This window comes from Methylibium sp. T29-B, from assembly GCF_000576225.1.
GTDB lineage: Bacteria > Pseudomonadota > Gammaproteobacteria > Burkholderiales > Burkholderiaceae_C > Methylibium > Methylibium petroleiphilum.
Genome location: NZ_AZSN01000006.1, coordinates 16,914 through 40,986, shown reverse-complemented (window position 1 = coordinate 40,986; position 24,073 = coordinate 16,914). Strand labels below are relative to the sequence as shown.

The 24,073-nt window shown below is 68.5% G+C and carries 24 protein-coding genes and 3 pseudogenes; 9 read left to right on the top strand and 18 right to left on the bottom strand.

Features of this window, described 5'->3' with window-relative positions; all coding sequences use genetic code 11:
- Window positions 1–64 precede the first annotated feature (64 nt).
- The 5 genes from Y694_RS02120 (at window position 65) to Y694_RS02100 (ending at window position 2,892) form a co-directional block, all read left to right on the top strand.
- On the top strand, window positions 65–355 hold the full coding sequence (locus Y694_RS02120) for a PepSY domain-containing protein (protein ID WP_011830723.1): 291 nt from the start codon (window positions 65–67) through the stop codon (window positions 353–355).
- Window positions 345–779, top strand: a complete 435-nt coding sequence (locus tag Y694_RS02115; RefSeq protein WP_036229437.1) for a hypothetical protein — start codon at window positions 345–347, stop codon at window positions 777–779. Before Y694_RS02120 ends, Y694_RS02115 begins: the two co-directional genes overlap by 11 nt.
- Window positions 780–847: 68 nt before the next feature.
- A complete protein-coding gene (locus Y694_RS02110; protein WP_036229434.1) occupies window positions 848–1,738 on the top strand; it encodes a cation diffusion facilitator family transporter in 891 nt (296 codons plus the stop codon).
- The gene (gene dtd, locus Y694_RS02105; RefSeq protein WP_036229432.1) at window positions 1,735–2,193 is read left to right on the top strand and encodes a D-aminoacyl-tRNA deacylase; all 459 of its coding nucleotides are present in this window, start codon (window positions 1,735–1,737) and stop codon (window positions 2,191–2,193) included. The genes Y694_RS02110 and dtd overlap by 4 nt, the downstream gene beginning before the upstream one ends.
- A 180-nt stretch (window positions 2,194–2,373) precedes the next feature.
- Window positions 2,374–2,892 carry a hypothetical protein gene (locus Y694_RS02100; RefSeq protein WP_036229429.1) on the top strand — a complete coding sequence of 173 codons (519 nt, stop codon included), beginning with the start codon at window positions 2,374–2,376 and terminating at the stop codon, window positions 2,890–2,892.
- 69 nt (window positions 2,893–2,961) lie between these two features.
- On the opposite strand, the pseudogene Y694_RS02095 reads toward Y694_RS02100, so the two are convergent.
- From Y694_RS02095 to Y694_RS02080, 4 genes and pseudogenes are all read right to left on the bottom strand, one after another.
- A pseudogene (locus Y694_RS02095) lies at window positions 2,962–3,932 on the bottom strand (tripartite tricarboxylate transporter substrate-binding protein).
- Window positions 3,933–4,085: 153 nt separating this feature from the next.
- The gene (locus Y694_RS02090; RefSeq protein ID WP_036229426.1) at window positions 4,086–4,379 is read right to left on the bottom strand and encodes a hypothetical protein; all 294 of its coding nucleotides are present in this window, start codon (window positions 4,377–4,379) and stop codon (window positions 4,086–4,088) included.
- Between the two features lie 23 nt (window positions 4,380–4,402).
- Window positions 4,403–5,299 carry a 5'-nucleotidase gene (locus tag Y694_RS02085; protein WP_011830717.1) on the bottom strand — a complete coding sequence of 299 codons (897 nt, stop codon included), beginning with the start codon at window positions 5,297–5,299 and terminating at the stop codon, window positions 4,403–4,405.
- Between the two features lie 52 nt (window positions 5,300–5,351).
- On the bottom strand, window positions 5,352–6,362 hold the full coding sequence (locus Y694_RS02080) for an AAA family ATPase (RefSeq protein WP_011830716.1): 1,011 nt from the start codon (window positions 6,360–6,362) through the stop codon (window positions 5,352–5,354).
- Window positions 6,363–6,664: 302 nt separating this feature from the next.
- Between Y694_RS02080 and Y694_RS02075 the strand changes: the two genes are divergently transcribed.
- A complete protein-coding gene (locus tag Y694_RS02075; protein WP_036229422.1) occupies window positions 6,665–6,958 on the top strand; it encodes a hypothetical protein in 294 nt (97 codons plus the stop codon).
- Window positions 6,959–7,014: 56 nt separating this feature from the next.
- On the opposite strand, the gene gspF is transcribed toward Y694_RS02075, so the two are convergent.
- From gspF to gspG, 11 genes are all read right to left on the bottom strand, one after another.
- Window positions 7,015–8,229 (bottom strand): type II secretion system inner membrane protein GspF, encoded by a 1,215-nt coding sequence (gene gspF / locus Y694_RS02070; RefSeq protein WP_011830714.1) that lies wholly within the window; start codon window positions 8,227–8,229, stop codon window positions 7,015–7,017.
- A gap of 122 nt (window positions 8,230–8,351) precedes the next feature.
- Window positions 8,352–9,776, bottom strand: coding sequence for a type II secretion system ATPase GspE (gene gspE / locus Y694_RS02065; RefSeq protein WP_011830713.1), 1,425 nt, complete (start codon window positions 9,774–9,776; stop codon window positions 8,352–8,354).
- A 10-nt stretch (window positions 9,777–9,786) separates the two neighbouring features.
- Window positions 9,787–11,991 (bottom strand): type II secretion system secretin GspD, encoded by a 2,205-nt coding sequence (gene gspD, locus Y694_RS02060; RefSeq protein WP_409072459.1) that lies wholly within the window; start codon window positions 11,989–11,991, stop codon window positions 9,787–9,789.
- Between the two features lie 2 nt (window positions 11,992–11,993).
- Window positions 11,994–12,842: a type II secretion system protein N gene (locus Y694_RS02055; protein ID WP_231497486.1), complete on the bottom strand. Its 849-nt coding sequence runs from the start codon at window positions 12,840–12,842 to the stop codon at window positions 11,994–11,996.
- 114 nt (window positions 12,843–12,956) lie between these two features.
- A complete protein-coding gene (gspM, locus tag Y694_RS02050; protein WP_231497485.1) occupies window positions 12,957–13,430 on the bottom strand; it encodes a type II secretion system protein GspM in 474 nt (157 codons plus the stop codon).
- 29 nt (window positions 13,431–13,459) lie between these two features.
- The gene (gspL, locus tag Y694_RS02045; protein WP_231497484.1) at window positions 13,460–14,644 is read right to left on the bottom strand and encodes a type II secretion system protein GspL; all 1,185 of its coding nucleotides are present in this window, start codon (window positions 14,642–14,644) and stop codon (window positions 13,460–13,462) included.
- A 161-nt stretch (window positions 14,645–14,805) separates the two neighbouring features.
- Entirely contained in the window at window positions 14,806–15,804 is a 999-nt protein-coding gene (gspK, locus tag Y694_RS02040) for a type II secretion system minor pseudopilin GspK (protein WP_011830708.1), read from the bottom strand.
- 31 nt (window positions 15,805–15,835) lie between these two features.
- Window positions 15,836–16,447: a type II secretion system protein J gene (locus tag Y694_RS02035; protein ID WP_231497482.1), complete on the bottom strand. Its 612-nt coding sequence runs from the start codon at window positions 16,445–16,447 to the stop codon at window positions 15,836–15,838.
- A gap of 2 nt (window positions 16,448–16,449) precedes the next feature.
- A complete protein-coding gene (gene gspI / locus Y694_RS02030) occupies window positions 16,450–16,845 on the bottom strand; it encodes a type II secretion system minor pseudopilin GspI (RefSeq protein ID WP_011830706.1) in 396 nt (131 codons plus the stop codon).
- Window positions 16,832–17,335 (bottom strand): prepilin-type N-terminal cleavage/methylation domain-containing protein, encoded by a 504-nt coding sequence (locus Y694_RS02025; protein ID WP_051495509.1) that lies wholly within the window; start codon window positions 17,333–17,335, stop codon window positions 16,832–16,834. Before Y694_RS02025 ends, gspI begins: the two co-directional genes overlap by 14 nt.
- A gap of 1 nt (window position 17,336) precedes the next feature.
- The gene (gspG, locus tag Y694_RS02020) at window positions 17,337–17,780 is read right to left on the bottom strand and encodes a type II secretion system major pseudopilin GspG (RefSeq protein ID WP_051495508.1); all 444 of its coding nucleotides are present in this window, start codon (window positions 17,778–17,780) and stop codon (window positions 17,337–17,339) included.
- A 65-nt stretch (window positions 17,781–17,845) separates the two neighbouring features.
- Between gspG and Y694_RS02015 the strand changes: the two genes are divergently transcribed.
- Window positions 17,846–18,409 carry a type II secretion system protein N gene (locus tag Y694_RS02015; protein ID WP_051495507.1) on the top strand — a complete coding sequence of 188 codons (564 nt, stop codon included), beginning with the start codon at window positions 17,846–17,848 and terminating at the stop codon, window positions 18,407–18,409.
- Between the two features lie 30 nt (window positions 18,410–18,439).
- On the opposite strand, the gene Y694_RS02010 is transcribed toward Y694_RS02015, so the two are convergent.
- Both Y694_RS02010 and ilvA read right to left on the bottom strand, forming a co-directional pair.
- Window positions 18,440–19,537, bottom strand: coding sequence for a nicotinate-nucleotide--dimethylbenzimidazole phosphoribosyltransferase (locus Y694_RS02010; RefSeq protein ID WP_036229412.1), 1,098 nt, complete (start codon window positions 19,535–19,537; stop codon window positions 18,440–18,442).
- Between the two features lie 103 nt (window positions 19,538–19,640).
- Window positions 19,641–21,137 carry a threonine ammonia-lyase, biosynthetic gene (ilvA, locus tag Y694_RS02005; protein WP_036229477.1) on the bottom strand — a complete coding sequence of 499 codons (1,497 nt, stop codon included), beginning with the start codon at window positions 21,135–21,137 and terminating at the stop codon, window positions 19,641–19,643.
- Window positions 21,138–21,525: 388 nt separating this feature from the next.
- On the opposite strand from ilvA, the pseudogene Y694_RS02000 reads away from it, so the two are divergent.
- Window positions 21,526–21,947: pseudogene (locus tag Y694_RS02000) on the top strand (OsmC family protein).
- Window positions 21,948–21,975: 28 nt separating this feature from the next.
- Here the strand turns inward: Y694_RS02000 and coq7 are convergent.
- Window positions 21,976–22,613, bottom strand: a pseudogene (gene coq7 / locus Y694_RS01995) (2-polyprenyl-3-methyl-6-methoxy-1,4-benzoquinone monooxygenase).
- Between the two features lie 287 nt (window positions 22,614–22,900).
- On the opposite strand from coq7, the gene Y694_RS23075 reads away from it, so the two are divergent.
- Window positions 22,901–23,956 (top strand): porin, encoded by a 1,056-nt coding sequence (locus Y694_RS23075; protein ID WP_081771144.1) that lies wholly within the window; start codon window positions 22,901–22,903, stop codon window positions 23,954–23,956.
- Window positions 23,957–24,073 lie beyond the last annotated feature (117 nt).

Here is a 24,073-nt window from a genome sequence, read left to right as displayed (position 1 = left end):
AGCATGCCTGCCATGGGGTCGCGCTGGCGGCCTGCCGATTTCCAACCCCTCGAAAGGAGCTTCGATGAACAGACTCTCCCTGTCGCTGGCCGCTGTGGCGGCCGCCGCCCTTCTGGTGAGCGCACCGGTGCACGCCGGCAGCAAGGATCTTTGCGGTGCCGGACCGCGCGATCAATGGCGACCGATGGCCGAGCTCGAGCAACAGCTCAACGGCCAGGGCTGGCGCATCGAGAAGATCGAGGTCGACGACGGCTGCTATGAAGTCGAAGCGCTCGACAAGGACGGCTGGAAGGTCGAGGCCTATTTCCATCCGAAGACGCTGCAGCGCCTGCAGCCCGGCCGCCATGGGCATTGACGCGACCGCGGACATCGGCACGACCCACCCCGCGGGCTTCCGGCGAGCTCACGTGTTTGCCGCCGTGCTCCTGCACGGTGTACTGGCTGCGGTGCTGGCCGTGGCCTGGCTGGGTGCCGAAGCGCACCCCGGTTCGCACGCCGCGCTGGGGCTGGCTGCCGCCGGCGTCTTCGGGTTGTGGCTGGTGACCGCCGGCACGCTGGGCGTGGTGCGCGCCGCCCGTCGGGCGTCGCGTCCGGCCTGGCAGCCGGTGCGCACTGCGTTGCGCTGGGGGCTGGTGCTGGCGGTGTCGCTGGTCGCTGCCAGTGGCGTCCTGCTGGGCAACGCGACCTGGGGGATCGCAGCATCGTCGGTGACGTGCACGAGGCGATGGCCGCCGCGCTGCCCGGGCTGCTGGGGCTGCACGCCGTCAGCGAACTGTTGATGCGCTGGCGCAGACGGCAGCCGTAGCGAGCGGCGACCGCCGACCGATCGGCCGACGACAATCGGCGCATGTCGGTCAGCACCTACCTCAAGCTTTCGATCGCCGTTGCGCTGGCCACCATCGCGCTGAAGGCCGGCGCCTGGTGGTTCACCGATTCGGTGAGCCTGCTGTCGGACGCGCTGGAGTCGCTGGTCAACCTGGCTGGCGCCATGTTCGCGCTGCTGATGGTCACGGTGGCCCGTCGACCGGCCGACGACGACCATCCCTATGGTCACCACAAGGCGGAGTACTTCTCCAGCGGTTTCGAGGGGGTGCTGATCTTCGCGGCAGCACTGGGCATCATCTGGGCCGCGGCGCACCGCTTCCTGGAACCCCAGCCGATCGATGCAATCGGCCTCGGCATCGCGCTGTCGGTGGTGGGTTCGGCGATGAACGGAGCGCTCGCCTGGGCCATGTTCCGCAAGGCCCGCGAACACCGCTCGATGGCGCTGGAGGCCGATGCGCGCCATCTGATCACGGACGTCTGGACGTCGGCCGGTGTGGTGGTCGCGCTGGTGGCCGTGCAGTGGACCGGCTGGCTGTGGCTTGACCCGGCGACGGCCATCCTGGTGGCGCTCAACATCCTGCGCGAAGGGACGTCGCTGGTGCGCCGCTCGGCCGACGGCCTGATGGACCAGGCCCTCGAGCCGGAGGTGCTGCGCGACATCGAGGGCGTGCTCGAAAGCTTCCGACATCACACCATCCGGTTCGACCACGTCTCCACCCGGCGTGCCGGTCAGCGGCGCTTCGTCGACCTGCACATGCACATGCCGGCCAGCTGGACGCTGGGCCGGGCTGCGGCGCTGCGCACCTCGGTCGAGCAGGCGCTGATGAGCGCAGTGCCGGGCCTGCGTGCCACCATCCAGCTGCTGCCGAGCGACGTCGAGGCGCATTTCGACGACGAACGGGACTTGCTGTGATCGCGTTGCTGCAGCGTGTCAGCCAGGCGCGGGTCGAGGTCGGTGGCCGCCGAGTCGGCGAGATCGGCCCGGGCTTGTTGGTGCTGGTGTGCGCGGAGCCCTCGGATACCGGAGCCGTGGCCGACAAGCTGGTCGAGCGCCTGCTCAAGCTGCGTGTGTTTTCCGACGATGCCGGCAAGATGAACCGCAGCGTGGTGGAGGCTGGCGGCGGTCTGCTCATCGTCAGCCAGTTCACGCTGGCGGCCGATTGCTCGGGTGGCAACCGCCCCAGCTTCGGCGGCGCTGCACCTGCGGAGCAAGGCCGGGTGCTCTACGAAAGGTTGCTGGCCACGGCGCGTTCTCGGCACACCCCGGTCGAATGTGGCGAATTCGGTGCCGACATGCAAGTGCTCCTGGTCAACGACGGGCCGGTGACGATCCCGCTCGTCGTCGGACATGACAAACTGAGACCATGACGCACCGCCCGTACTCTCCTTGCCGTCGCCGCGAGCGCTGTGATCTGGTGACGACGCGGGCCCTTTCGAGGAGGGCCGCGTGACCGCTCTACGCCGTCTACTCAACAGCATCGATCGTCGCTCGATCGCAACAGCCTGCACGAGCCACTGACCCGAAACGAGCGTCCGCCCGGCGGCGGCGTGCCCTGCCTCGTCTCGCACGCGCTGGAGCAGGCCGTGAAGACGGCCCACCAGTTCGATTCCGACGCGCGGCTGAAGCATGTGCTGGCGCCCCAGGGCGTGGCCCGGGACGGCGCAGCCCGGCGCTGGGAGTTCGTGTTCGATCTGCCGCAGCGGCGCGCCAAGTTGCTGAGCCAGTGGTATCTCGACGGCGACTCGAAGTTCGGCCGCTTCGGACGCGAGTGCTTCGACGCGTCGCTGCGGCCCTTCCCGCCCCCGGAGAGCCCGCTGGCGCAAGCGGTGGCGCAGGGCCGGCTGCCGTATTCGCAATGCGCCGCGGCCTGGCGCGAGGAACGGCGGCGCACGCCCGACCTGCCGCTCGGGCTGCGCGACTCCGATGCCGTGATGGGCGACCTGCTGCGCCTGGGCCTGCAGGCCGATGCGGGCGGCTGGGTGTTGCGCAACGCGCTGCTGCAGCCGGGCGGGCATGTGTGGCTGGCGCAGGTCGGCGACACGAGCCTGCATTGCCGATTCAGCTGAGCGCCGACGCAAAAAGCCACTCCGAGGAGTGGCTTGCTGAGTTTGGCCTTCGTGGCCGCGGGTCTTGCCTCAGTCGGCGTACTGTCCAGCGGCCTTGATGACGGGCCCCACTTGTCGATCTCCGACGAGACCCACTTCTTGTGCTCGGCCGGGCTGGTGCGTGCGTCGTTCACGACCACCGCGCCCAGCGCCTCCTCGCGCTTCAGGAAGTCGGCGTCATGCAGTGCGGTCTTCAGTGCGGCGTTGACCTTGTCGAGCACCGCCTTCGGCGTGCCCTTCGGCGCGTAGAGACCATGCCAGATGCTGACGTTGAAACCCTTCATGCCCGACTCGTCGAGCGTGGGGAGCTTGGCCAGCGCCGGCGTCGTCAGACGCTTGGGCGTGGTGACGGCATAGGCCTTCACCTTGCCGCCCTCGATCTGGGCGGTGGTGTTGGTGGTCTGGTCGCACATGATGTCGACCTGGCCGCCGATCAGGTCGGTCATCGCCGGGCCGGTACCCTTGTAGGGCACGGTGGTCATATCGGCCTTCAGCGTGGACTGGAACAGCAGGCCGCACAGGTGCGAGGCCGCACCCAGGCCGGCGTTCGCGAGATTGACCTTGCCCTTGTTCGCGTCCAGCCACTTCAGCAGTTCGGCGTAGTTCGAGGCCGGCAGCGTCGGCTTGCCGATCAGGGTCATCGGCACTTCGTTGATCAGGCCGAGGTACTCGAAGTCGTCGAGCGTCTTGTACTGCAGGTTGCGGTAGAGCGCCGGTGAGGTGGCCATGCCGATGTGGTGCAGCAGCAGCGTGTAGCCGTCGGGTGAGGCCTTCGCGACCTTGGCGGCACCCAGCGTTCCGCCCGCTCCGCCGACGTTCTCGATCACGATCGTCGCGCCGCCCAGCGGCTTGCGCACGGCTTCGGCGAAGTCGCGTGCCACCTTGTCGGTCGGGCCGCCGGCGGAGAACGGCACGACGATGGTGATCGGCTTCTCCGGGTACTCGGCCAGGGCGCCGGTCACGGCGAGGGCGGCGGCAGCAGTGAGCAGGATGCGCTTCATGCAGAACTCCTTGGGGGAAACGTCAAACGGTGAGCGATGCTAGAGGCTCCCGCGGCAGCAGCCATGCCGGAAACTACGTAAGCGCAGCGGCGAGCTCGTGCGCGCCTGCGGAATGACGTGGTGGCAGGGGGGAAAACCCCGAGCCGTCGCTGCTCACTCGTCGCGGTCGGCCCAGCGCGTGAGGCGCTGCTGCAGCGCCTCGCTGAAGCGCCGGACATCGGCACTGTTGTGCAGCCGTGTCTCGTCCCATTGGGGCGACATGGCCGGCATGCGCACGGTGCGCGCGCGGATCGCGCCACTCTCCAACTGGAGCTCCGCGATCGCGCGACCCTGCAGTTCGAAACGGCCCTCGCGCTCGACGAGCCGCCATTCGCGCAGGCGGCGCTTGAGCGCGGCGAGTGCCTCGTCGGCCTTGAACGCCGGTGGCGCGAAGAAGTCATCGGGCATGGCAGGCTCCGGCCATCGTGGTGTCAGGGGTTGGAGACGCCCGAGGCCACATGTCCCGAAGGGACGTGGTGCGCAGCGTTCTCCACATGGCGGGTCTGGTCGTCGAAGAAGAAGTCGGGCTCGAACTCGCGCAGGAACTCGCCCTTCGGCAGGCCGCCGAGGAACATGGCCTCGTCGACCTCGATGTGCCAGTCCATCAGCGTGCGGATCGCGCGTTCGTGGGCGGGCGCGCTGCGGGCGGTGACCAGCGCGGTGCGCAGACGCATGCGCTCGGTACTGGCCTGCTGCAGTTGCTGCAGGGCATGCAGCAAGGGCTTGAACGGCCCGGCGGCCAGCGGACTGGCAGCGCGATCGGCCTCGTGGCGCTGGAAGGCGTCGAGGCCGCCGCTCTGGAACACCTGCTCGGCCTCGTCGGAAAACAGCACGGCGTCGCCGTCGAAGGCGATGCGCACCTCGTTCGGGTGCGCCTCCGAGGCGCGCGCCGCATGCGGCAGCACGCGCGCCGCCGGCACGCCGGCCTCGAGCGCCGAGCGCACGTCGGCGTCGTTCGCGCTCAGGAACAGGTTGGCGTGCAGCGGTTTCAGGTAGCGCCACGGCGAACTGCCGCGCGTGAACACGCCGCGCTGGATCGGCAGGCCGTAGTGCTGGGCCGAGCGGAACACCCGCATGCCGGAGACCGGGTCGTTGCGCGACAGGATCACCACCTCGACGCGCGGCGCTTCAGGTGTGGTGAAGGCGAGCAGCTTGTGCACCAGCGAGAACGCGACGCCGGGACGCGCGGGCCGATCGAGCCGCTGCAGTTGCAGTTGCATGTAGGCGCGGTCGTCGTTGCCTTCGAAGATGGTGTTCTCTTCTTCGAAGTCGAACAGCGCGCGCGAGGAGATGGCCACGACCAGCTGGCCGGCAAGGGAAACGGACATGCACCGATGCTAGCCGGGCGGCGTGCGCTGCGCCGCCCCGCAGCGAAGAGCGCTACTGCATGAAGCCGATGGCGGCCTTCCGGCCGTGCGCTTCCGGCAGATCGCGCGGCTCGACCGCCGCACGGCCGGCGAGCTTGGCGTTGCCGAAGGCCGTCATCCAGGCGCGCCGCATCTCGCGCGGCGCCAGCTCGGCCATCGCATCGAGCACGTCGTCGCCGGGCTCCGGCGCGAAGCGGCTGCCCCAGTCATGGTCGGCGCGGATGCCGCGGTACAGGCGCGCAGCGATCGCGCGCGCCGCGGCGGCATCGGGCATCTGCACCTCGAACACGTTCATGCGGTTCAGGATGGGCTCGGGAATCGCCCGTGCATCGTTGGCGGTGGCGACCCAGATCACTTGGCTGGCGTCGATCGCGACCTCCGCGAACTCGTCGGTGAAGCTGCCGGCGGTGTCGTGCTCCAGCAGGCCGTACAGCGCGCCCAGCGGGTCGTAAGCGTGCTCGCCGCCGGTCTTGTCGATCTCGTCCACCACCATCACCGGGTTGGCGTACTGACCGTCGACCAGGGTCTCGAACACCTTGCCGGGCCGCGCACCCTTCCACTGGCTGGAGGCGCCGCTGAGCACCCAACCAGCTGTCAGGGAACTCATCGACAGGAAGCCCAGGCCGGTGCCGAGCAACTGCGCCATCTCTCGCGCGAAATGGGTCTTGCCGACGCCCGGGGGACCCAACAGCAGCATCGGCGTGATCTCGAGTGCGTCGCGGCTGTCGTGGCACAGCGCCAGCTGGCGCTTCACGTCGTCGAGCACGTCGTGGAAATTGGGCAGTTGCTCGTAGAGATGGTCCATCGCCGGCACGCCCGAGGGCTTGACCTGGAAGCGCTCCGCGCCCTTTTCGAGCATGCGCTCATAGGTGGCACGCAGGCTCTCGTGTTCCTTGGGTGGCAGCTTCTCGAGCCGGCGCTCAACGTCACCGAGGCGGTAGACGCTGCGCATGTGGGCGATGGGCAAGCCTGATCGCGGCAGCCCGGTCGGCACGGTCACGAGTTCTGTGGCGGTGGATGGCATTCAGATCCTCCAGACGACAACCCATTGAGATGCATTGCAGCAAAGCCTGCCGCAAGCCAGCCTCGGATCAACGGGGCAAACCCCGAGCAGATCGCATGCAACCCACGTGCCGGGGGGATCGGAAAGAGCAAGCCGATGCCGCACTGCAACAGGTTCTGTGCAGGCAGACACAGATCCGAATATAATGGTTTACCCTAGTGTGACGGTGACGGGCTAAACCCCGTCGATCGACTGCTTCAGAAACGACGGTGACGGTGACCTACGAGGCTGCCGTCGATCGACTGCTTGGTTAGAGGTTCGTCATGAAGACCCTGTTCCGCCCCCTGATTACCCTGTCCCTGGTTGCGGCCGCCGTGCTGCCCGCGCAGGCCGAAACGACCCTGCCGGTCGAGGATTTCGGCGTGTTCGTCGATCTGCCGACGGGTTTTGCCTACGTCAAGACGCCTTCGGGCTGGCACTTCGTGCGCCAGATTGAAGCGTCGCGTCTGTCCGAGTTGCATCCGTCGACCTTCGTGTCGCTGAAGCAGGCCGGCACGCCGCTCAGCGACGCGAGCGCCCTGAACCAGCGCGCATCGTCGAAGGCGACCGTGCTCTGATTCGGCGCAGCGACGTCGTTCGGCAATGGAGGCCGGCCCTGTGGGGCCGGCCTTTTTCATTTGACCCAGGTGTTGAGCTGGATGATCGGCAGCAGAACGGCCAGCACGATCAGCATCACCACGGCGCCCATCACCACGATCAGCAGGGGTTCGAGGATGGTGGCCAGCGCCAGCGCACGGCGCTGCACTTCGGTGCCGAGCTGCGCAGCGGCCCGCTGCAGCATCACGGGCAGCTGGCCGGTCTGCTCGCCCAGGCGGGCAAACATCGCCAGCAGGCCGGGAAAGCGTCGCTTGCCGGCCAGGGCCGAGGCCAGCGGCGCACCCTCGCGCACCTGGATCAGCGCGGCCATCGCGTCGGCCCGCATGGCGCGGTTACTCAGGGTTTCGGCGGCCGCCTGCAGGGCCTTCAGGATCGGTACCCCGGCGCCGGCCAGCATCGCCAGCGTGCCGGCGAAGCGTGCGGCGTTGTAGCCGCGGGACAGGCGCCCGATCAGCGGCAGCGTGAGCCAGAAGGCGTCGAAGCGCTCGCGGAAGACCTCGTTGCGACGCATGAACAGCAGCGTGCCCACGCCGCCGGCCAGGCCGAGCATGAGCAGCCAGCCCCAGCTGCGCAGGAAGGCGCTGATCGCCAGCATGGCGCTGGTGAGGAAGGGCAGGGCGCGCTTGCCGCCCGCGAACACGCTGGCCACCTGCGGCACGACGTAGGTGACCAGGAAGACCACGATCACGATCGCTACCAGGGACACGATGGCGGGATAGAGCGCTGCGCCGATCAACTTGCTGCGCAGTTCCTGGCGCTCTTCCAGGTCGTCGGCGAGCTTCTCGAGCACCAGGCCCAGTTGGCCGGTCTGTTCGCCGGCGCCGACGACTGCCCGGTAGACGTCGTCGAACTCGCGCGGCGCATTGCCGAGCGCACGGGCGAACGGTGAGCCGGCGTTGACCTCGGCACGCAGGTGGGCCAGCAGTTCGCGCTGGCGTGGGTCCTCGGCCTCGTCGGTCAGTGCGGTCAGCGCGCGTTCGAGCGGCAGGCCGGCGCTCACCAGGCCGGCCAGCTGGCGCGTCCAGATCGCCAATCCGGTGCTGTTGAAGACTCGCCGGCCGAGCTGGAAGCTGCCCCTGTTCGCCGCCTGTCCCAGAACCGGCTTCACTTCCAGCGGCACCAGCTGTTGCAGCCGCAGCTGGGCCCGCGCCGCGCGGGCGTTGTCGGCCTCCAGCAGGCCGCTCTTGGGCTTGCCGGCAGCGTCGAGGGCTTCGAATTTGTAAGCGGGCATAGAGAACGTGGAGCGAAGGCCGAGAGGCTCCGTCTACGGAGATCGGCCAGCGCAGCGCTCGGCGAGCGGCGCGGGCTCAATGCCCGCGTCGCGAGAGCGCTCGAACCACCCCGGGCCGCCCATCATTCCCTCGTCACCCTCAACAGCTCTTCCAGCGATGTCACCCCGCTCTCCACCAATCGCTCGCCGTCTTCGCGCATCGTCTTCATGCCGCCCCGTTCCGCAGCGACGAACAATTGCGACTCGGCGGCACGGCTGTGGATCAGGCTCTGCAGGGCGCTGTCGGCGACCATCAATTCGTAGACGCCGGTGCGACCCTTATAGCCGGTGCTGCCGCAGGTGGGACAGCCGACCGGGTGCCAGCGCCCCTTGTCGTCCTGCTTCTTGCAGTCCGGGCAGAGCTTGCGCACCAGCCGCTGCGCCAGCACACCGAGCAGCGAGCTGCTGAGCAGGAAGGGCTCGACGCCCATGTCGGTCAGTCGCGTGACGGCGCTGGGCGCGTCGTTGGTGTGCAGCGTGGCGAGTACCAGGTGGCCGGTCAGCGAGGCCTGGATCGCGATCTGCGCGGTCTCGAAGTCGCGGATCTCGCCGATCATGATGACGTCCGGGTCCTGGCGCAGGATCGCGCGCAGCGATTTGGCGAAGGTCAGGTCGATCTTCGGATTGACCTGCGTCTGCCCGATCCCCGGCAGCTCGTACTCGATCGGGTCCTCGACCGTCAGCACGTTGGTCGTCTGCGTGTCGACCTGGCCGAGGCCGGCGTACAGCGTGGTGGTCTTGCCCGAGCCGGTCGGTCCCGTGACGAGCACGATGCCGTGAGGCTGTGCCGTGAGGCGCTTGAACTTGGTGAGCGTCTCGCCGCTCATGCCCAGCGATTCGAGCGTGAAGCGCGTGCTGTCGCCCTTGTCGAGCAGCCGCAGCACCGCACGTTCACCGTGCGCGCTGGGCAGCGTGGACACGCGCACATCGATTGCCCGGCCCCCGATGCGCAGCGAGATGCGGCCGTCCTGCGGCAGGCGCTTCTCGGAGATGTCGAGCTCGGCCATGATCTTCAGGCGAGAGATCAGCGCGGCGTGCAGCGCCTTGTTCGGCTGCACCACCTCGCGCAGCGTGCCATCGACGCGGAAGCGCACTGCCGAGCTGCGCTCGTAGGGCTCGATGTGGATGTCGCTCGCGCCGTCCTTCGCGGCCTGCGTCAGCAGCGCGTTGAGCATGCGGATGATGGGTGCATCGTTGGCGGCCTCGAGCAGGTCTTCCACCGCCGGCAGGTCCTGCATCAGGCGCGACAGGTCGACGCCACTCTCGACTTCGCCGATCACCGCAGCGGCGCTCGACTCGCCGCCGGCATAGACGCTGGCGATGCGTTGCGACAGTGCGGCCGGCGCTTCGCGCTCGAGGGCGTCGACGGCGTAGAGGCGAAGCACCTCGCTCAACACGGACGGCGAGACAGCGTCGCCGGCCCACAGCACGAGCTGGCTGCCGTTGTCCTCGAGCAGCAGCGAGTGGGCCTTCGCGTAGGCGTAGGGCAGCGGGTGGCGGGTGGCCATGCCGAAACGCTCAGTTCTGCAGCGGCGGCGAGGCCGGCGGCGTGGGCGCGGGTTGCATCGACTCACCCGGCGGCGGACGCAGCGGTGGCAGCACCGGCGTGTCGAAGTTCGGCAGCAGCACGCGCGATTCGGGCTGGCTGTTCTGCTGCTGGGCTCGGATCAGATCGTAGCGGTCGAGCGACAGCGCATTGCTGCTCTCGGCGCTGCGCATCACCTGCGGGCGAAGGAAGACCATCAGGTTGCTCTTCGTGCGGGTGCGGTTGTCGCTGCGAAACAGCGCGCCGATGCCGGGCAGCCGGCCCAGGCCCGGCACGCGGCTGGAGTTGTCCTGGAACTGGTCCTGCATCAGGCCGCCCATGACCAGGATGTCGCCGTCGTTCACCACCACCGTCGACTCGATCGAGCGCTTGTTGGTCACCAGCCCCGCGGTGGCGTCGGCCACGCCTTGCGAGACGTTCTGGTTCACGACGCTCGACGCTTCCTGGTAGATCGTCATGCGCACGGTGCCGTTCTCGCCGATCTGGGGCTTCACGCGCAGCGTGATGCCGACATCCCTGCGTTCGATGGTCTGGAACGGATTGGTCGCACCGCTGCCGGTCCCCGTGCTCGTGAACGAGCCGGTGACGAAAGGCACGTTCTGGCCGACGACGATCTTGGCTTCCTCGTTGTCCAGCGTGACGAGGTTCGGCGTCGAGAGGATGTTGCCGTCGGCGTTGGTCTCCAGGAAGCGCGCCAGCGCACCCAGCGTGTAGACACCCGCGAAGCGGCGGATGACGCCGAGATTCAGGCCCGCCGAGGGCAGGTTGCCGCTGACGGCGGTGCCGCCCTGGGCCGCGGCGATCGACAGGTTGATGATGTTGTCCCCGCCGGTCCCGAAATTGGTGCCACCGATCAGGCCGGTCTTGTCGCCGTCCTTGCCGATCAGGCCTTGCCACTGGATGCCGGCGTCTGCCGCCTTGGTGGCGTTGACCTCCACCAGCATCGTCTCGACGTAGACCTGGGCGCGGCGCGCATCGAGCTGGTCGATCACCGAGCGCAGCTGGCGGTACAGCGGCTCGGCCGCGGTGATGATCAGCGCATTGGTGGCCGGATCGGCCTGGATGAAGCCGCCGGTCGACGGTTGGGCAGCGCCGCTGACGGGGTTGGTCGTCTGCGGTGCAGCACCCGTGCCCGAGGTCTGGTTGCCGAGCTGGGCATTCGCCTGGTTGGACAGGTTCGTGACCGGACTCGCCGCGCCGCCGACCGAGCCGCTGCTGCTGCTGCTGGTATTGCTGGTGAAGGCCGCGCGCAGCACCTGGGCCAGACGCGTCGCATCGGCGTTCTTCAGGTAGACCACGTAGATGTTGCTGCCGCCGGCGCCTGCGGCGCCGGGCTGGTCGAGCTTGCCGACCAGCGAGCGCACCTGGGCCAGCTTGGCCGGGTTGGCGGCGCGCACCAGCAGCGAGTTGGTGCGGGCGTCGGCGATCACTGACAGAGTGCCGCCGCTGGCCGCGGTCGCCGGGGCGCCCGCCGTTGCCGCTGACGCGTCCGACAGGCGCTGCACCAGCACCGCGATGTCGGAGGCGACCGCATGCTGCAGCGGGATCACCTCGACATCGGTCCCTGCCGGCACGTCCACCGTCGCGATCACCTTGGCGATGCGCTGCAGGTTGTCGGCGTAGTCGGTGATCACCAGCGAGTTGTTGCCGGGATTGGCGTTGATGGTGTTGTTCGGGCTGATCAGCGGACGCAGCACGGCCACCAGGTTGTTCGCGTTCTCGTGGTTCAGCCGGAAGATCTGCGTGATGATCTGATCGCCCTGGCGCGTGACGTTGCCGACCGACACGGTGCCGGTCTGCAGCTTGGCATCCGCCTCGGGCACCACCTTCAGCAGGCCGGCGACCTCGACCACCGTGAAGCCCAGGCCGCGCAGCGCAGCCAGGAAGTTCAGGTAGGCCTCGCGCGGCGACAGGGGCTGCTCGCTGTACAGCGTGATCTGGCCCTTCACGCGCGGATCGATCACGATCTGCCGCTCCAGGATGGCGCCGATGGCCCGCGCCACGCCCTCGATCTCGGCGTTGACGAAGTTCAGCGTCACCGGCTCGCGCGTCTTGGTCTTCTGCGCCAGGGCCGGCGGCGCGAGGCTGCCGAGCGCGACGCTGACCGCACAGGCCGCAGCCAGCGCGCGCAGCGCCGTGGCGCGGCGGGCGGGCTTCGGTGAAGTGGTCAGGCTCATGATCATCCGATCGAAATGACGGACCGCGCGCCGTCGCGCCGCCCGATGATGTTCAGCAGGTTCGTCAGCGCCGGCTGGTCGGCCTCCGCGGCGCTTGCTTCGCCACGGAAACGCAGGCCTCCGGCACCCAGCGTGCCTTGCCCCGACAGCTGCAACGCGCCCTCGGTCGTGCTCAGGGTCAGTTGTGCGGTCCCGGAGTTGCCCGGGTCGCTGCCGATCTCCAGACGGTAACTGCCCAGCCGTTCCAGTGTCGACACCCGGGATGCGGCATTTGCCACGTCGAGCGCGGCCTGGCCGGTCACGCGCCAGCGCCCCTGCACCGTTTGCAGGCTGATACCCGGTGAACTCAGGCGCAGCACGCCGCCGAGCTGCAGCGTGTTCCAGGGCGTTCCCAGGCCGACCAGCCACTCGGCGGGCCACTGGCCGATCCAGGTGGGCGAGCCCTGCAGGGTCGCGGTGACGGTGCCGAAACCGGGTGTAAGCCGCACGCTCGGCCGGCCGTTGAGGCAGCAGGCATGCTCCAGTTGAAGAGAGAGCGCCAGACCGGCCGGCCGGAGGGTCCACTGCAGCCGGCCCGGCAGCGAGCGGGCACCCCGGCTGTCCGCGCCACCGCTCAACACTGCGACGGCACTGCCTTGCCACAGGCTGCCGCGCGCGTCGGCCAGCAGCACGTGTCCGGCGCTGGCGCGCTCCACCCAGGCGGCGAACCAGGCGGCCGGTGCAAAGGCGATGACGCCGAGCAGGCCCCCGAGCACCGCTCCCCAAAGGGCCCAGCGCCGCCCGGCGTGGCGAGCGCGTTCCCAGCGCAGCCCCTCGTAGGTGGATTCGCCCCATTCACTCGTCCGTGACACGGCCCCGGCATCCCGCGGCCGACGCAGCAGGGACACGCGCCAGGTCGACGGACGCCACTGGGAAGCTGAGAAGGAGCGGGCCATGGGGTGCGTGCGCGTGCAGGTGCGTGTCGGTCAGCCCGGTCGCGGCAACGTAAGCAGCACGCTGCCGCTGTAACCGTTGGGGCCGTGCGAGAGCTTGGCTTCGTCGGGGCGCGCGCGGGCGGCGCTGCGCACCTCACCCAGCCACGCGGCCAACGCTTCGCCGGGGACGCCGCTGAGGGTGAGGGTGGCGCGGTCACCCTGCAGCGTGAGTCGTGCGTTGGTCCCCAGTCGCTCAGTGGCACCACGCAACGCGGCTTCTGCCTGAGCCGGCTTGACGGTGGGCAGCTTGCGTAGTTCGCGGGCTTCGGCCGCCTGCCGCTGCATCTGCTGCAACTGGAACTCGACCGCGTCGATCTGCGCGGGCGTGTCGCGCAGGCTGCGCCAGGCCGGCTGCACGCCCAGCATCCAGACGAGCGCTACGCCGACCACTATGGTGGCTGCAGTGATGAGCCGGCGTTCACGCCGCGCCATGCGGCGCCAGCGCGCTCGCCATTGCTCGCTCATCGCGGCCAGGGCCGGCGGCAGTGCCGTCTTCATGTACGGGGGCCTGCAGCGACGGCCGTTACGCGACGCAGGGTCACACGGTCATCGACAGCTTCGACCTGCCAGCCGCTCGGCGCCAGGATGTTGCGGAAGGCCCCGACCTGCTGCTCGGTCCAGCCGGGCGTGGCCAGCGTCAGCAGGCCGTTCTCGTAGCCGAGTGTCTGCACCGGTTGCTGGGCCGGCCAGGCGCTGGCCGCGGCCTGCAGCGCAGACTCCAGGTCCGCTTCGCCGGGTCGGCCGGCGGCCACCCGCAAGGCATCGGTTTCTCTCTGCATCTGGACCGGTGCGTCAAGCACGGCGCGGACCTGCGGATGTGTTTCGCGCAGGAGCGAGGTCATGGCCAGGCGTCTGGCTTCGAGCGTGCCGCGCTGCTGCCACGCGGCGACGTTCAGGCCGATCAACTGCACGATGACCAGCGCGGCCAGTCCGAGGCGGACCGGCTGCCACGCCGAACTGCGGAAGCGTCGCAAGCCCTCCCGCAGGGCGTTCAAGCCGCGGTGGCGCGGTGCCAGACTGAACTGCCGCAGGTTCCAGAGCGAGCGAGCCGCCTGCAAGGCATGTTCGGCAGCCGACTGGACCCGCACCGTGCTGCCAAGCCATCGCTCGGCTGGCGCGGCGACCGCCGGGGTGGCGGTGAAACGCACATCGGAGGGCAGCGGCTGCGGCAGCAGGGCCCTCGCCAGCCCGCCTTGCAGCGGCCAGCTGGCCACGCCGTCGGCATGGGCCCAGGTGAGCACGAGCGAGAGTCCCCCGATGCCGTCGGCACCGCTTTCGTGGGTGGCCGTGAAGTGCCCGTTCGGTGGCGTATCCGGCCATGCCGCCGGCACGACACGATCGACCCGCTGCCCGGCGGCTTCCAGCGTGGCGATCTCGCCGGCCAGCCAGGCGCGGTCGGTCACGGCCACCCAGACCCGCTCGCCGCCCTTGGCGCCGGGCGCGAGCGCCAGGTGCAGCTGGCCAGCGTCTTCGAGCAGGGCTTCTTCCAGCACGCCGGCCAGCGCCGCACCGAGGCGGGCCGCCGGGGCCTTGGGACACACGATGTGGTGCCAGCTGACATCGGTGGCGGCGAGCATCGCCACCACCTGGTCGGCCTTGGGCAACAGTGCGGGCGCCGCCTGGCCCTCGCGATCGACCGTCAACCCGTCGATGCTGAACGCGTAGGCGAACTCCGCCATCGCCCGCGGAGCGGGCGCTGAGGCGCCGGGACGCAGACGCGGACGCGGCGGAACGGAGACGACGAGCGTTGTCATGGGGCCAGGGGTGCGCGGAGATTGTAGGTGTGGCTCAGCGGCGACAGCCGGGATTCGGGACGGGGGGCGGTTTCCGGATGTGTGCTCTATCGGCCGAGGCTCTCGACCGACGCAACCCGATCGCGCCGCAGGGTCACGATGTCCAGGTTGCGGCGCTCGACCAGCGCGCGTTCCTCCACGCTGCGGTCCTGCAGGCGCAGCCGGCCGCGCACCTCGAAGAAGGACGATGTCACCGAAACCCGCTCGGTGGCGGCGCTCACGCCCTGCGGCAGCAGCGCGTCGAGCTCTGCCACATTGCGGAACGGATTGCGCTGCCGGGCCTGGATCAGCCGGTCGGCGCTGGCCAGGTCCAGGCCCTCGATCACCGCCGCCAGAACTTCCTTGGGCGCGGTGTTGGCGTTCACGGTGGTGCGCACCGGCAGCAGCGAGACGTAGGGAGTCAACAGCGCCAGGGTCTCAGCATCGAGTCCGATCCAGGCGAGTTGCTCGATGCGCTCCGGCATCAGAGGTGGATCGGTGCTGAGTTCCGCGCCGCTCGACTGACCGCTTGCGAGCGTGGCGGCGCGCAGCCCGCGCACGATCATCGGAGCGAGATCGGAGCGTGCGCCGACGGCATCGAGCAGGCGCTGGAGCACGCGTTCCTCGGCGGCGCTCGCCGTCCCGGAGCCGGCCTCGACCAGGTTGCGCAGGTTGTAGCGGGACTGCGCGTCGGTGATGGAGCCGGACAGGAAAGCCTCTGGCGCGTCATCGGTGTTGTCGCGATCGACGGCCAGGAAGGTCGAGAGTTGGGCCTCGGCCAGCGGCACTGCCCAGGGCTCGCCCAGGTGGTCGGCGCCGCCGGTGCGCGCGTCTTCCCGGAGGATCAGGCGCGCCCAGTCGACCGCACCGGTCAGGATCCACAGGGCCTGCGCACGCGCGCGCTCGGCCACTTCCACCTGCACCGCGCGCCATTGCTGCCAGACCATGGCGCTGGCCAGCGTGGCCACCAATGTGACGATGACCATGGCGGTCAGCAGGGCGGCACCGCGCTGACGGTTCGCGCGTTGGCCGGCAATGCGGCGGCATCTGGGAAGAATCGAAGTCATGAGCCCTGCGGGGACAGGCGCAGGTCGCGGGTCAGTGCACCGACCCGGCCGCTGCCTCGGTGAAGGCAAGGACCAGGCGCACGCCACCCGGCAGCGCCTGTCGTGTCACCAGCGTCGGCGTTGCAGCGGTCGTCAGCGCGGCGTCCCCGCTCGATTGGGCGTTGGTCCAGGCGTTGCCACGCCAGTAATAGAGCTGCCAGTTGGCGATGCCGCTCAATGCGCGCAACTGTTCGGCTTCATTGCCGAGCAGTTGCTGCGACTGCAGCCAGGCTTCGCGCAAGTCCGCGCCCCGCGTCACCGCCGGGCCGGCCCATCGCGTCCAGCTGTCCCCGCGCAACGACCAGACGACGAGTTGCAGGCCGGCGGCCTGGCGCCGCGTCAGTCTCAGACTCGCGCCGTCGAACTGCAGCGCCGGGACGATGCCACTGTCCTGTATTTCGGCGAGATCGGCCTCCCATTGCGCGATCACCGACTGCAGTCGAAGTTGTTGCTCGAGCCGCTGGCTGCTGATGTCGCGCGAGCGGACGATGGCATCGATGCCCTTCCAGGACAAGGCGGCAACGATGGCCATGATCAGCAGCGCCACCAGCACCTCGACCAGCGTGAAGCCGGCCTGTGCGGCGTGACGGGAGAGACCGCGCATCGTCAGTACCTCGACAGCACCGTCGACAGCGTCAGAATGGTCTGGCCGCTGGGGGTGAAGACCACCGCATCGGCGCGTCGGAAATTGGGGTTCGGAGTCGGGCGGATCACCATCTTGCCTTGATAGACCACACCGAGCTGCTCGCAATAGAACTCGCTGTCGCCGATACCGGGAAACTGCCGCATGAGCTTGAAGGCGGTGAGCTGGTTGTCCGCGCACCACTCGGCTACCGTCACGTCGGTGAGGCGCTGAGCGTTGTCGGTCAACGCCCCGGCGGCCTTGAGCCCGGCCCCCAGCGTGACCGCCACAATGGCCAGCGCTACCAGTACCTCGATCAAGGTCATGCCGCGAACGTTGCGGCTGGCGGAGCAGTGCGCCCGGAACTCAGCGCGCGACATTTGGGGAGGCCTCGTCGTCGACGACAGCGAACGGCCCGAAGCCGTCGGTCGCGAGCGCTACGGTCTGGGCTTCGAGGCGCAGCACGATGCGCTGGGCCCCGATCACCGGTTCGGGCCCCAGCACCGCCGCCTGCATCAGGCCTCGGCCGTTCCGCACCTCTGCGCTGATGCCGGCCGGCGCGAGCCAGCGGCTCGGCAGGGCCAGTTCGCTGGGCAGCCCGACGAAACGGAAACCGGTCTCGGATGGCACCCACAACGCCGCCACGCCGGCGGCTCGGGCCTCGGCACGCGCTGCTTCGAGCAATGCGCCCAGCCGGGCGGCCTCGCGCTCGAGCTGGGTGGCTGCCGGGTCGCGCAGCGCCAGCGAGGCAACGGCCGAAACGATGGCAATCAGGCTCACGACGATGAGCAGTTCGATCAGCGTGAAGCCGCGCGACTGGTCCGTCGCGTGGCGCAGGCCCGTTCGGCCGCTGGCCGTGAGCCCGCTCATGTCATTGCCAGGAACCGATGTCCGCGTCCTTGCCTTCGCCGCCGGCCCGGCCATCTGCGCCGAAGCTGAACACGTCGACCTCGCCCTTCACGCCGGGATTCGCGAACTGGTAGGCGTTCCCCCACGGGTCGTTGGGCAGCTTGTCGAGATAGGGCTTCCAGTTGGGCGGCACCGGGCTGGCGCTCGGCTTGGCGACGAGAGCCTGCAGGCCCTGCTCGCCGGTCGGGTAGCGCTGGTTGTCGAGGCGGTACAGCTTGAGCGACTGCATGAGGTTGTTCACGTCGGTGCGCGCTGCGGTGACCCGTGCGTCGTCGGCCCGATCGAGCACATTGGGCACGATCAGCGCGGCCAGCACGCCGATGATCACGAGCACGACCATCAGTTCGATCAGCGTGAAGCCGCGCGCGGAGCGCAGCGACGAGTTCAATGCGGAGGAATTGGGCATCTGGGTTTGGGGGACGGGGTGCACCGTCGCGGGGCGATGATTCGCTTCCATCATAATCTTCAGCCATGCCAGCCCGTATTGCTGCGTTCGTCGTCTGGGCCGCCGTCGCGGCCTGCGTGGCCTTCTGGGGCCTGCGCATCCTCGTGACGCCGCGGCCGGCACCGAGTCAGACGCAGCCGGTGTCCGCGACCGACAGCCTGCGCGGCGACGTGACGCGGCTGTTCGCCGCGGCCGTGCCAACGGCGGCGACCCCGGTGACTGAGCCGGGACTCGCCAGCCGCTTCAAGCTGATCGGCGTCATGGCACCGAAGGACGGCGAACGTGGGCACGATCAGGGCATTGCGCTGATCGCCGTCGACGAGAAACCGCCCCGTGCCTACCGGGTCGGCGCGCGCATCGACAATGCGCTGGTGCTGCAGTCGGTGGCGCGGCGCAGCGCCACCCTCGGTCCTTCCCAGGGAGCTCCTGCCGTTCAACTCGACCTGCCGCCGCTGCCGTTGCCCGCCACCGGCAGCCTGCCACCGGCCGCCGGCCTGCTCCAGGCGCCGCCGGCCGCCGAGCCTGCACCGGCGGTGCCGATGGCCCCGGCACCGGCCAGTCCACCGCGGGCCCCGATCAATCGCCAGTGAGCCCGCGCTGACGGACGGACTCGCAGCGCTTCAGGGTCGCGTGCTGGAGCCGAAATCGGCTTCGACCGGCGTGTCGAGCGTGGGGAGCGTGGTCGTCGAGGGCAGCGTTGGACCTGCATCCTCGCCTTCGGCCACTTGCGTCAGCAGGGCGGCCGCGCTGTGCACCAGTGGCCAGGCCAGCGTAGATCCTGTCCCGTCGGTGCTTTCCATGCCGAGCTCGAGCAGAGCGCTGGCGCGGAAGAGGTTGAGCGCATGGTCCAGGCCGCGGTGGCCATGGCTGCGGCAGAACACGACATAGTCGGTCACCGGTGCCGAGATGCGGGCGGCCACCAGCAGGGCTGCGCACGCTGGCAGGCCATCGACCATGATCAGGTGCCGCTTGCTGGCCGCGACCAGCATCGCGCCGACCATCGTCGCCACCTCGAAGCCTCCGAAGGCGGCCAGCACCTCGACCGGATCGGTCACGTCGCGGTGGCGACCCTGAGTGCTCTGCAGCACCACCATCGTCTGCGCCAGCGCATCGGGCGGCATGTCGGGGCCGGAGATGGTCAGGTCCCGCAGCGGGATGTCCGCCAGCCGCGACAGCACCAGCGACGCGCTCTCGTGGGCTCCGACACCGATGCCGGCGCAGGCCAGGACGTTGCCGCTGAGCGAGTCGGCGATCTCCATGCCGGCGCGGATCGCGGCGTGCGCCTGGTCGATCGACATCGCCGGGCCGGACCGCGCACTGCGCGTGCCGAAACCGATCTTGCGCTGGAGCAGGCTGGGGTAGGGGCTCATCGACTCGGCCAGACCGGCATCGACCACCGTGAGCCCCATGCCCTGGATGAACGAGAACACGGCCATCGGCAGCCGTCCGGCGAGCAGGTGCGTGACCTGCTGCGACGTCGAATCGCCGCGCGTCGACAGGCCGTCGACGACCAGCCCGTGGTCGCCGGCGAACACCACCAGCTGTGGGCTCTTGAGCCGGGGTTTCAGCGAGTTCTGGATCAGCCCCAGCCGCACCGCCAGGGGTTCGAGTTCGCCCAGGCTGCCGGCCGTCTCGGCGCGGTGCTGCAGCTTCTGCCGCAGCGCATCTTCGAGCCGCGGATGGGCGGTGGGAGCAATGAGGGAGCGCTGGACGGACATGGCGGCGTGGAGGGTTGGTGCCGTGAGATTGTGAGCCCTGCGTCGGCTTCGAGACAATCGCGCACGATGACGGGCGGGCCCGGCGTCGTTCGACGGGGGCGGATCAGCGCAGGAAGAGCTGGTAGACCGGGTTGTTCGTCTCCTCGACGCAGGGGTAGTCGAGCGTGGACAGGAATTCGCGCAGCGCGCGCTGCGCTCCGCGGGGGATCTGGAGGCCGACGAGGATGCGGCCGTAGTCGGCGCCCTGATTCCGGTAATGGAACAGGCTGATGTTCCAGTCGGGATGCATGCGGGTCAGGAAGCGCATCAGCGCCCCCGGACGCTCCGGAAAGACGAACCGGAACAGCCGCTCCTCGCGGGCCAGCTCGGAGCGGCCGCCGACCATGTGGCGGATATGGGTCTTGGCCAGTTCGTCGTGCGTCAGGTCGACCGTCGCGAAGCCCTGCTTCTCGAACCGCTCGGCAATGCGGGCCGATTCGCCGTGCTCCCGCGTGGCCAGGCCCACGAACACCTGCGCGGTCTGCGCGTCCGAGATGCGGTAGTTGAATTCCGTGACGCTGCGCGGGCCGAGCAGTTCGCAGAAGCGCTTGAACGAGCCCCGCTCCTCCGGGATCGTGACCGCGAACAGCGCCTCGCGCTCCTCGCCCACTTCGGCGCGCTCGGCGACGAAGCGCAGCCGGTCGAAGTTCATGTTGGCGCCGCAGGTGATCGCCACGAAGGTCTTGCCCTGGCAAGCGGTGCGCGCCGCGTACTGCTTGATGGCCGCCACGCCCAGCGCGCCGGCCGGCTCCAGGATCGAGCGCGTGTCCTGGAACACATCCTTGATCGCCGCGCAGACGGCGTCGGTGTCGACGACCTCGAAGTCGTCGACCCACTGCTTCGTCAGGCGGAAGGTTTCCTCGCCCACCAGCTTGACAGCCGTGCCGTCGGAGAACAGCCCCACGTCATGCAGCGTCACGCGCTTGCCGGCGCGCACCGAACGCACCATGGCATCGGAATCGGTGGTCTGGACGCCGATGACCTGGATCTCCGGCCGGACCGCCTTGATGTACGCCGCGATGCCCGAGATCAGGCCGCCGCCTCCCACCGCCACGAACACGGCGTCGATCGGCCCCTGGTGCTGGCGCAGGATCTCCATGGCAATGGTGCCCTGACCGGCGATCACGTCCGGATCGTCGAAGGGATGCACGAAGGTCTGCCCGTTCTCCCGTTCGAGCTTCAGCGCATGGGCGTAGGCGTCGGAATAGCTCTCGCCGTGCAACACCACCTTGCCGCCGAGCGCCCGCACGGCCTCGATCTTGAGTTGCGGCGTGGTGACCGGCATCACGACCGTCGCCCGGCAGCCGAGCTTGCGGGCCGACAGCGCGACACCCTGGGCGTGGTTGCCGGCGGAGGCGCAGATCACGCCGCGCTCCAGCTGCTTCGGGCTCAGGTGCGCCATCTTGTTGTAAGCGCCGCGCAGCTTGAAGCTGAAGACCGCCTGCTCGTCCTCGCGCTTGAGCCACACCCGGTTGGCCACGCGCTCCGACAACTGCGGAGCGAACTGCAGGGCCGATTCGATCGCCACGTCGTAGACCCGCGCCGTCAGGATGCGCTGCAGGTAGTCCGGCTGTGACCGGGCCTTGCGTGCGGCGGGTTTGGGCGGCGGGGGGGCGCGGCGCGGCGCGGGCCATGGAGTCTCCTTGTTACAAGCGGCGCGATGATAAGTCAGCCCCCGCCTCGGACCCGTCCGGCGCTGCGGTGCAACAAGCACGCTTGCGGCCGCGCCAATAAAAAAGCCCAAGGCCGTGAGGCCCTGGCTGAATCCACCTTTGGAGGAGGGTGGAGGAGACAAGCGGTGATTGGGTCAGAACGCTTCCAATCGATGAGTCATCATACAACGAGAGGATGGTGCGCCGCAACAAGCACGAGCGTTCTTTTTCTAGGGGGACGGCTCCAAATTCGTGCGACTCGGCACAATCGGCGCCTCTTCTGGAGGAGTTTCAGGCATGGAGTGCACCGTTCGCTGGCAACCCGAGGCCGGCATGGCGTTCAACGCGGAGACCGGCAGTGGCCACCTGCTGTCCATGGACGGGGCGCCCGACGGCGGCGGGCGCAACTTGGCGCCGCGACCGATGGAAACGGTGCTCGCCGGCACCGGCGCTTGCGCCGCCTACGACGTGGTGCTGATCCTGAAGCGCGGGCGCCATGACATCCGGGGCTGCGAAGTGAAACTGAGCGCGGAGCGGGCGACGGCGGACCCGAAGGTGTTCACGAAGATCCACCTGCAGTTCGTCGTTCGGGGCCGCGGCTTGCCCGCCGCGGCGGTGGAGCGCGCCGTCGCGCTGTCCCATGAAAATACTGCTCGGCGAGCGCGATGCTGGCCAAGACTGCCGCGATGACGACCGGGGTGGAGATCGTCGAGGTCTGATCCGCCGGCGGCCGCCGGGACGGCGCACTCAGAGGCGGTGCGCGGTCGTGGTCATGAGCTTGGCCATGCCGCGCATCATCCAGCGCACCGGCGTCGGCAGCGACGCGGCGCCGGCATGCTCCGCGGCGGCGGCGTGTCGGGCCTCGTCCTCGCGCATCTGGGCCACGATGGCCCGCGACTCGACATCGGCGACCGGCAGCTTGTCGAGGTGCAGCAGCAGGTGCTGCTCGACCTGACGTTCGGTCTCGACCACGAAGCCGAGGCTTGCCGCGTCGCCGAGGCGTCCGGCGATCAGGCCCAGCCCGAACGCTCCGGCGTACCACAGCGGATTGAGCCAGCTGGTGCGCCCGTTCAACTCGGTCAACCGAGCCTCGGTCCACGCGAGGTGGTCGGTCTCCTCGCGTGCCGCGTGTTCGAACTGGGCCCTCAGGGCCTCGTTTCGCGTGCCCAAGGCCTGCGAGTCGTACAAGGCCTGGCGCATACCTCGCCGACATGATTGACGCGCATCAGGGAGGCCGACAACGCCTTTTCCTGCGGTGTCAGTGTCAGGCCGGGATCGGCGGCGGGCCTGGGGGCGGGCCGGGACGCCGAGTGAGCCGCGAACACCGTGCTCAAGGCCTTGTCGAGTGAAGAAATCACCTGATCGGTGCGGCTGAGTGAACGCATGGTCGAAGCGGTGCGGGAAGGGGGTCTTCAAGGGCCGAAAGGCCGTTGTTCGTGAATGATCTCATTCATGACAGTCGTATGTCAGGGCATTTGCGCACCAAGTTTGTGCATCAAAGTTGTCGTCCCGCAACAGAATAAGCATAGAACAAGCTCAGTGCTGGCGGGGGGCGCAACGGTCTGGTGGAATCGCTCCTCAGTTGGGGCGGTGAGCAGCTTCGGGTGTCGCACGCAGCATCCGAGGGGCCGGATTCACCGAAACCACATGTTCAACTCTGGAGATAGTTGCAATGAAAAAATCAGTACTCGCTCTGGCCGCTCTGGGTGCGTTCGCCGGCGCCGCTTCGGCGCAATCGTCGGTGACGCTCTACGGTCGTGCCGACACCAACATCACCCGCACAACTCCCGGCGACAATCGCGGAGAATCTATTTGGAACATGAAGGACGGCGGTACGTCCAGTGGTATCGGTGGTTCGCGTTGGGGTCTGCGTGGTGTCGAAGATCTCGGCGGTGGATTGAAGGCCCTGTTCGTTCTCGAGTCGGGATTCAATCTCGATACTGGGAGCAATACGGCGGGTGACCTTTTCAATCGAGCATCCTTTGTTGGGCTCAATACTGCGTCTCTGGGCGAAGTTCGCTTTGGCCGTCAGGACACACTGAGTCGCCAGACGATTGGCGGATTCGTCGACGTCACCGGTCTCGGTGAAATGAAGCTCACCGAAGTGCTGAATGTTGTGGCCGGTGCTGCCGGCAACCGCCCCATTTTTCAGGAGCTGACTGTCCGCGTCAGCAACGCGGTCGGCTACGTCTCGCCGAGCTTCGGCGGTTTCCAGCTTCTTGGCATGGTCGGGCTAGGCGAAGGGCCTGCGTCGGCGCGCCATCAGGGTCTGTCGGCGACTTTCAAGAGTGGGCCTGTCGCAGCGGCCCTGACTTACGAAGCTTATGACGGTTTCGGTGATACCTATAACAAGGTGACGACTGTGGGGGGTAACTACAACTTCGGTGTAGCCACTCTCTTCGCGGGTTACCAGAACACATCGGACTACGGTACCCAGACAGTCGCTCCAACGGGTGCAGTAGGGTCGATTAAGGACTACGACGCCTACACCGTTGGCGTGATGGTGCCGTTCGGCAATCTGAGCATCCGCGGGCAGTACGCACGTGCCAGCTACGATATCGTTGGAGGCGCTGATCAGGATCTGTCGAAGTACGGCATTTCCGCTCGCTACTCGCTGTCGAAGCGCACCACACTGTACTCGGCATACACCGAGCGTAGCGGTGACAACGACAACAGCCTGTCTATCAAGCGTGAGATTACGCTGCTAGGTGTGGCCCACACATTCTGACTTCTGTTCCCACCGGGTCGTAGGAGCAGCCCTTCGGGGCTGCTTTTTTTTGCGTTGCGCAAGGCCTCCTCTCGGACGCGCAGTTCGTGAATTTCTGATGATCAGATCTTCGTGACA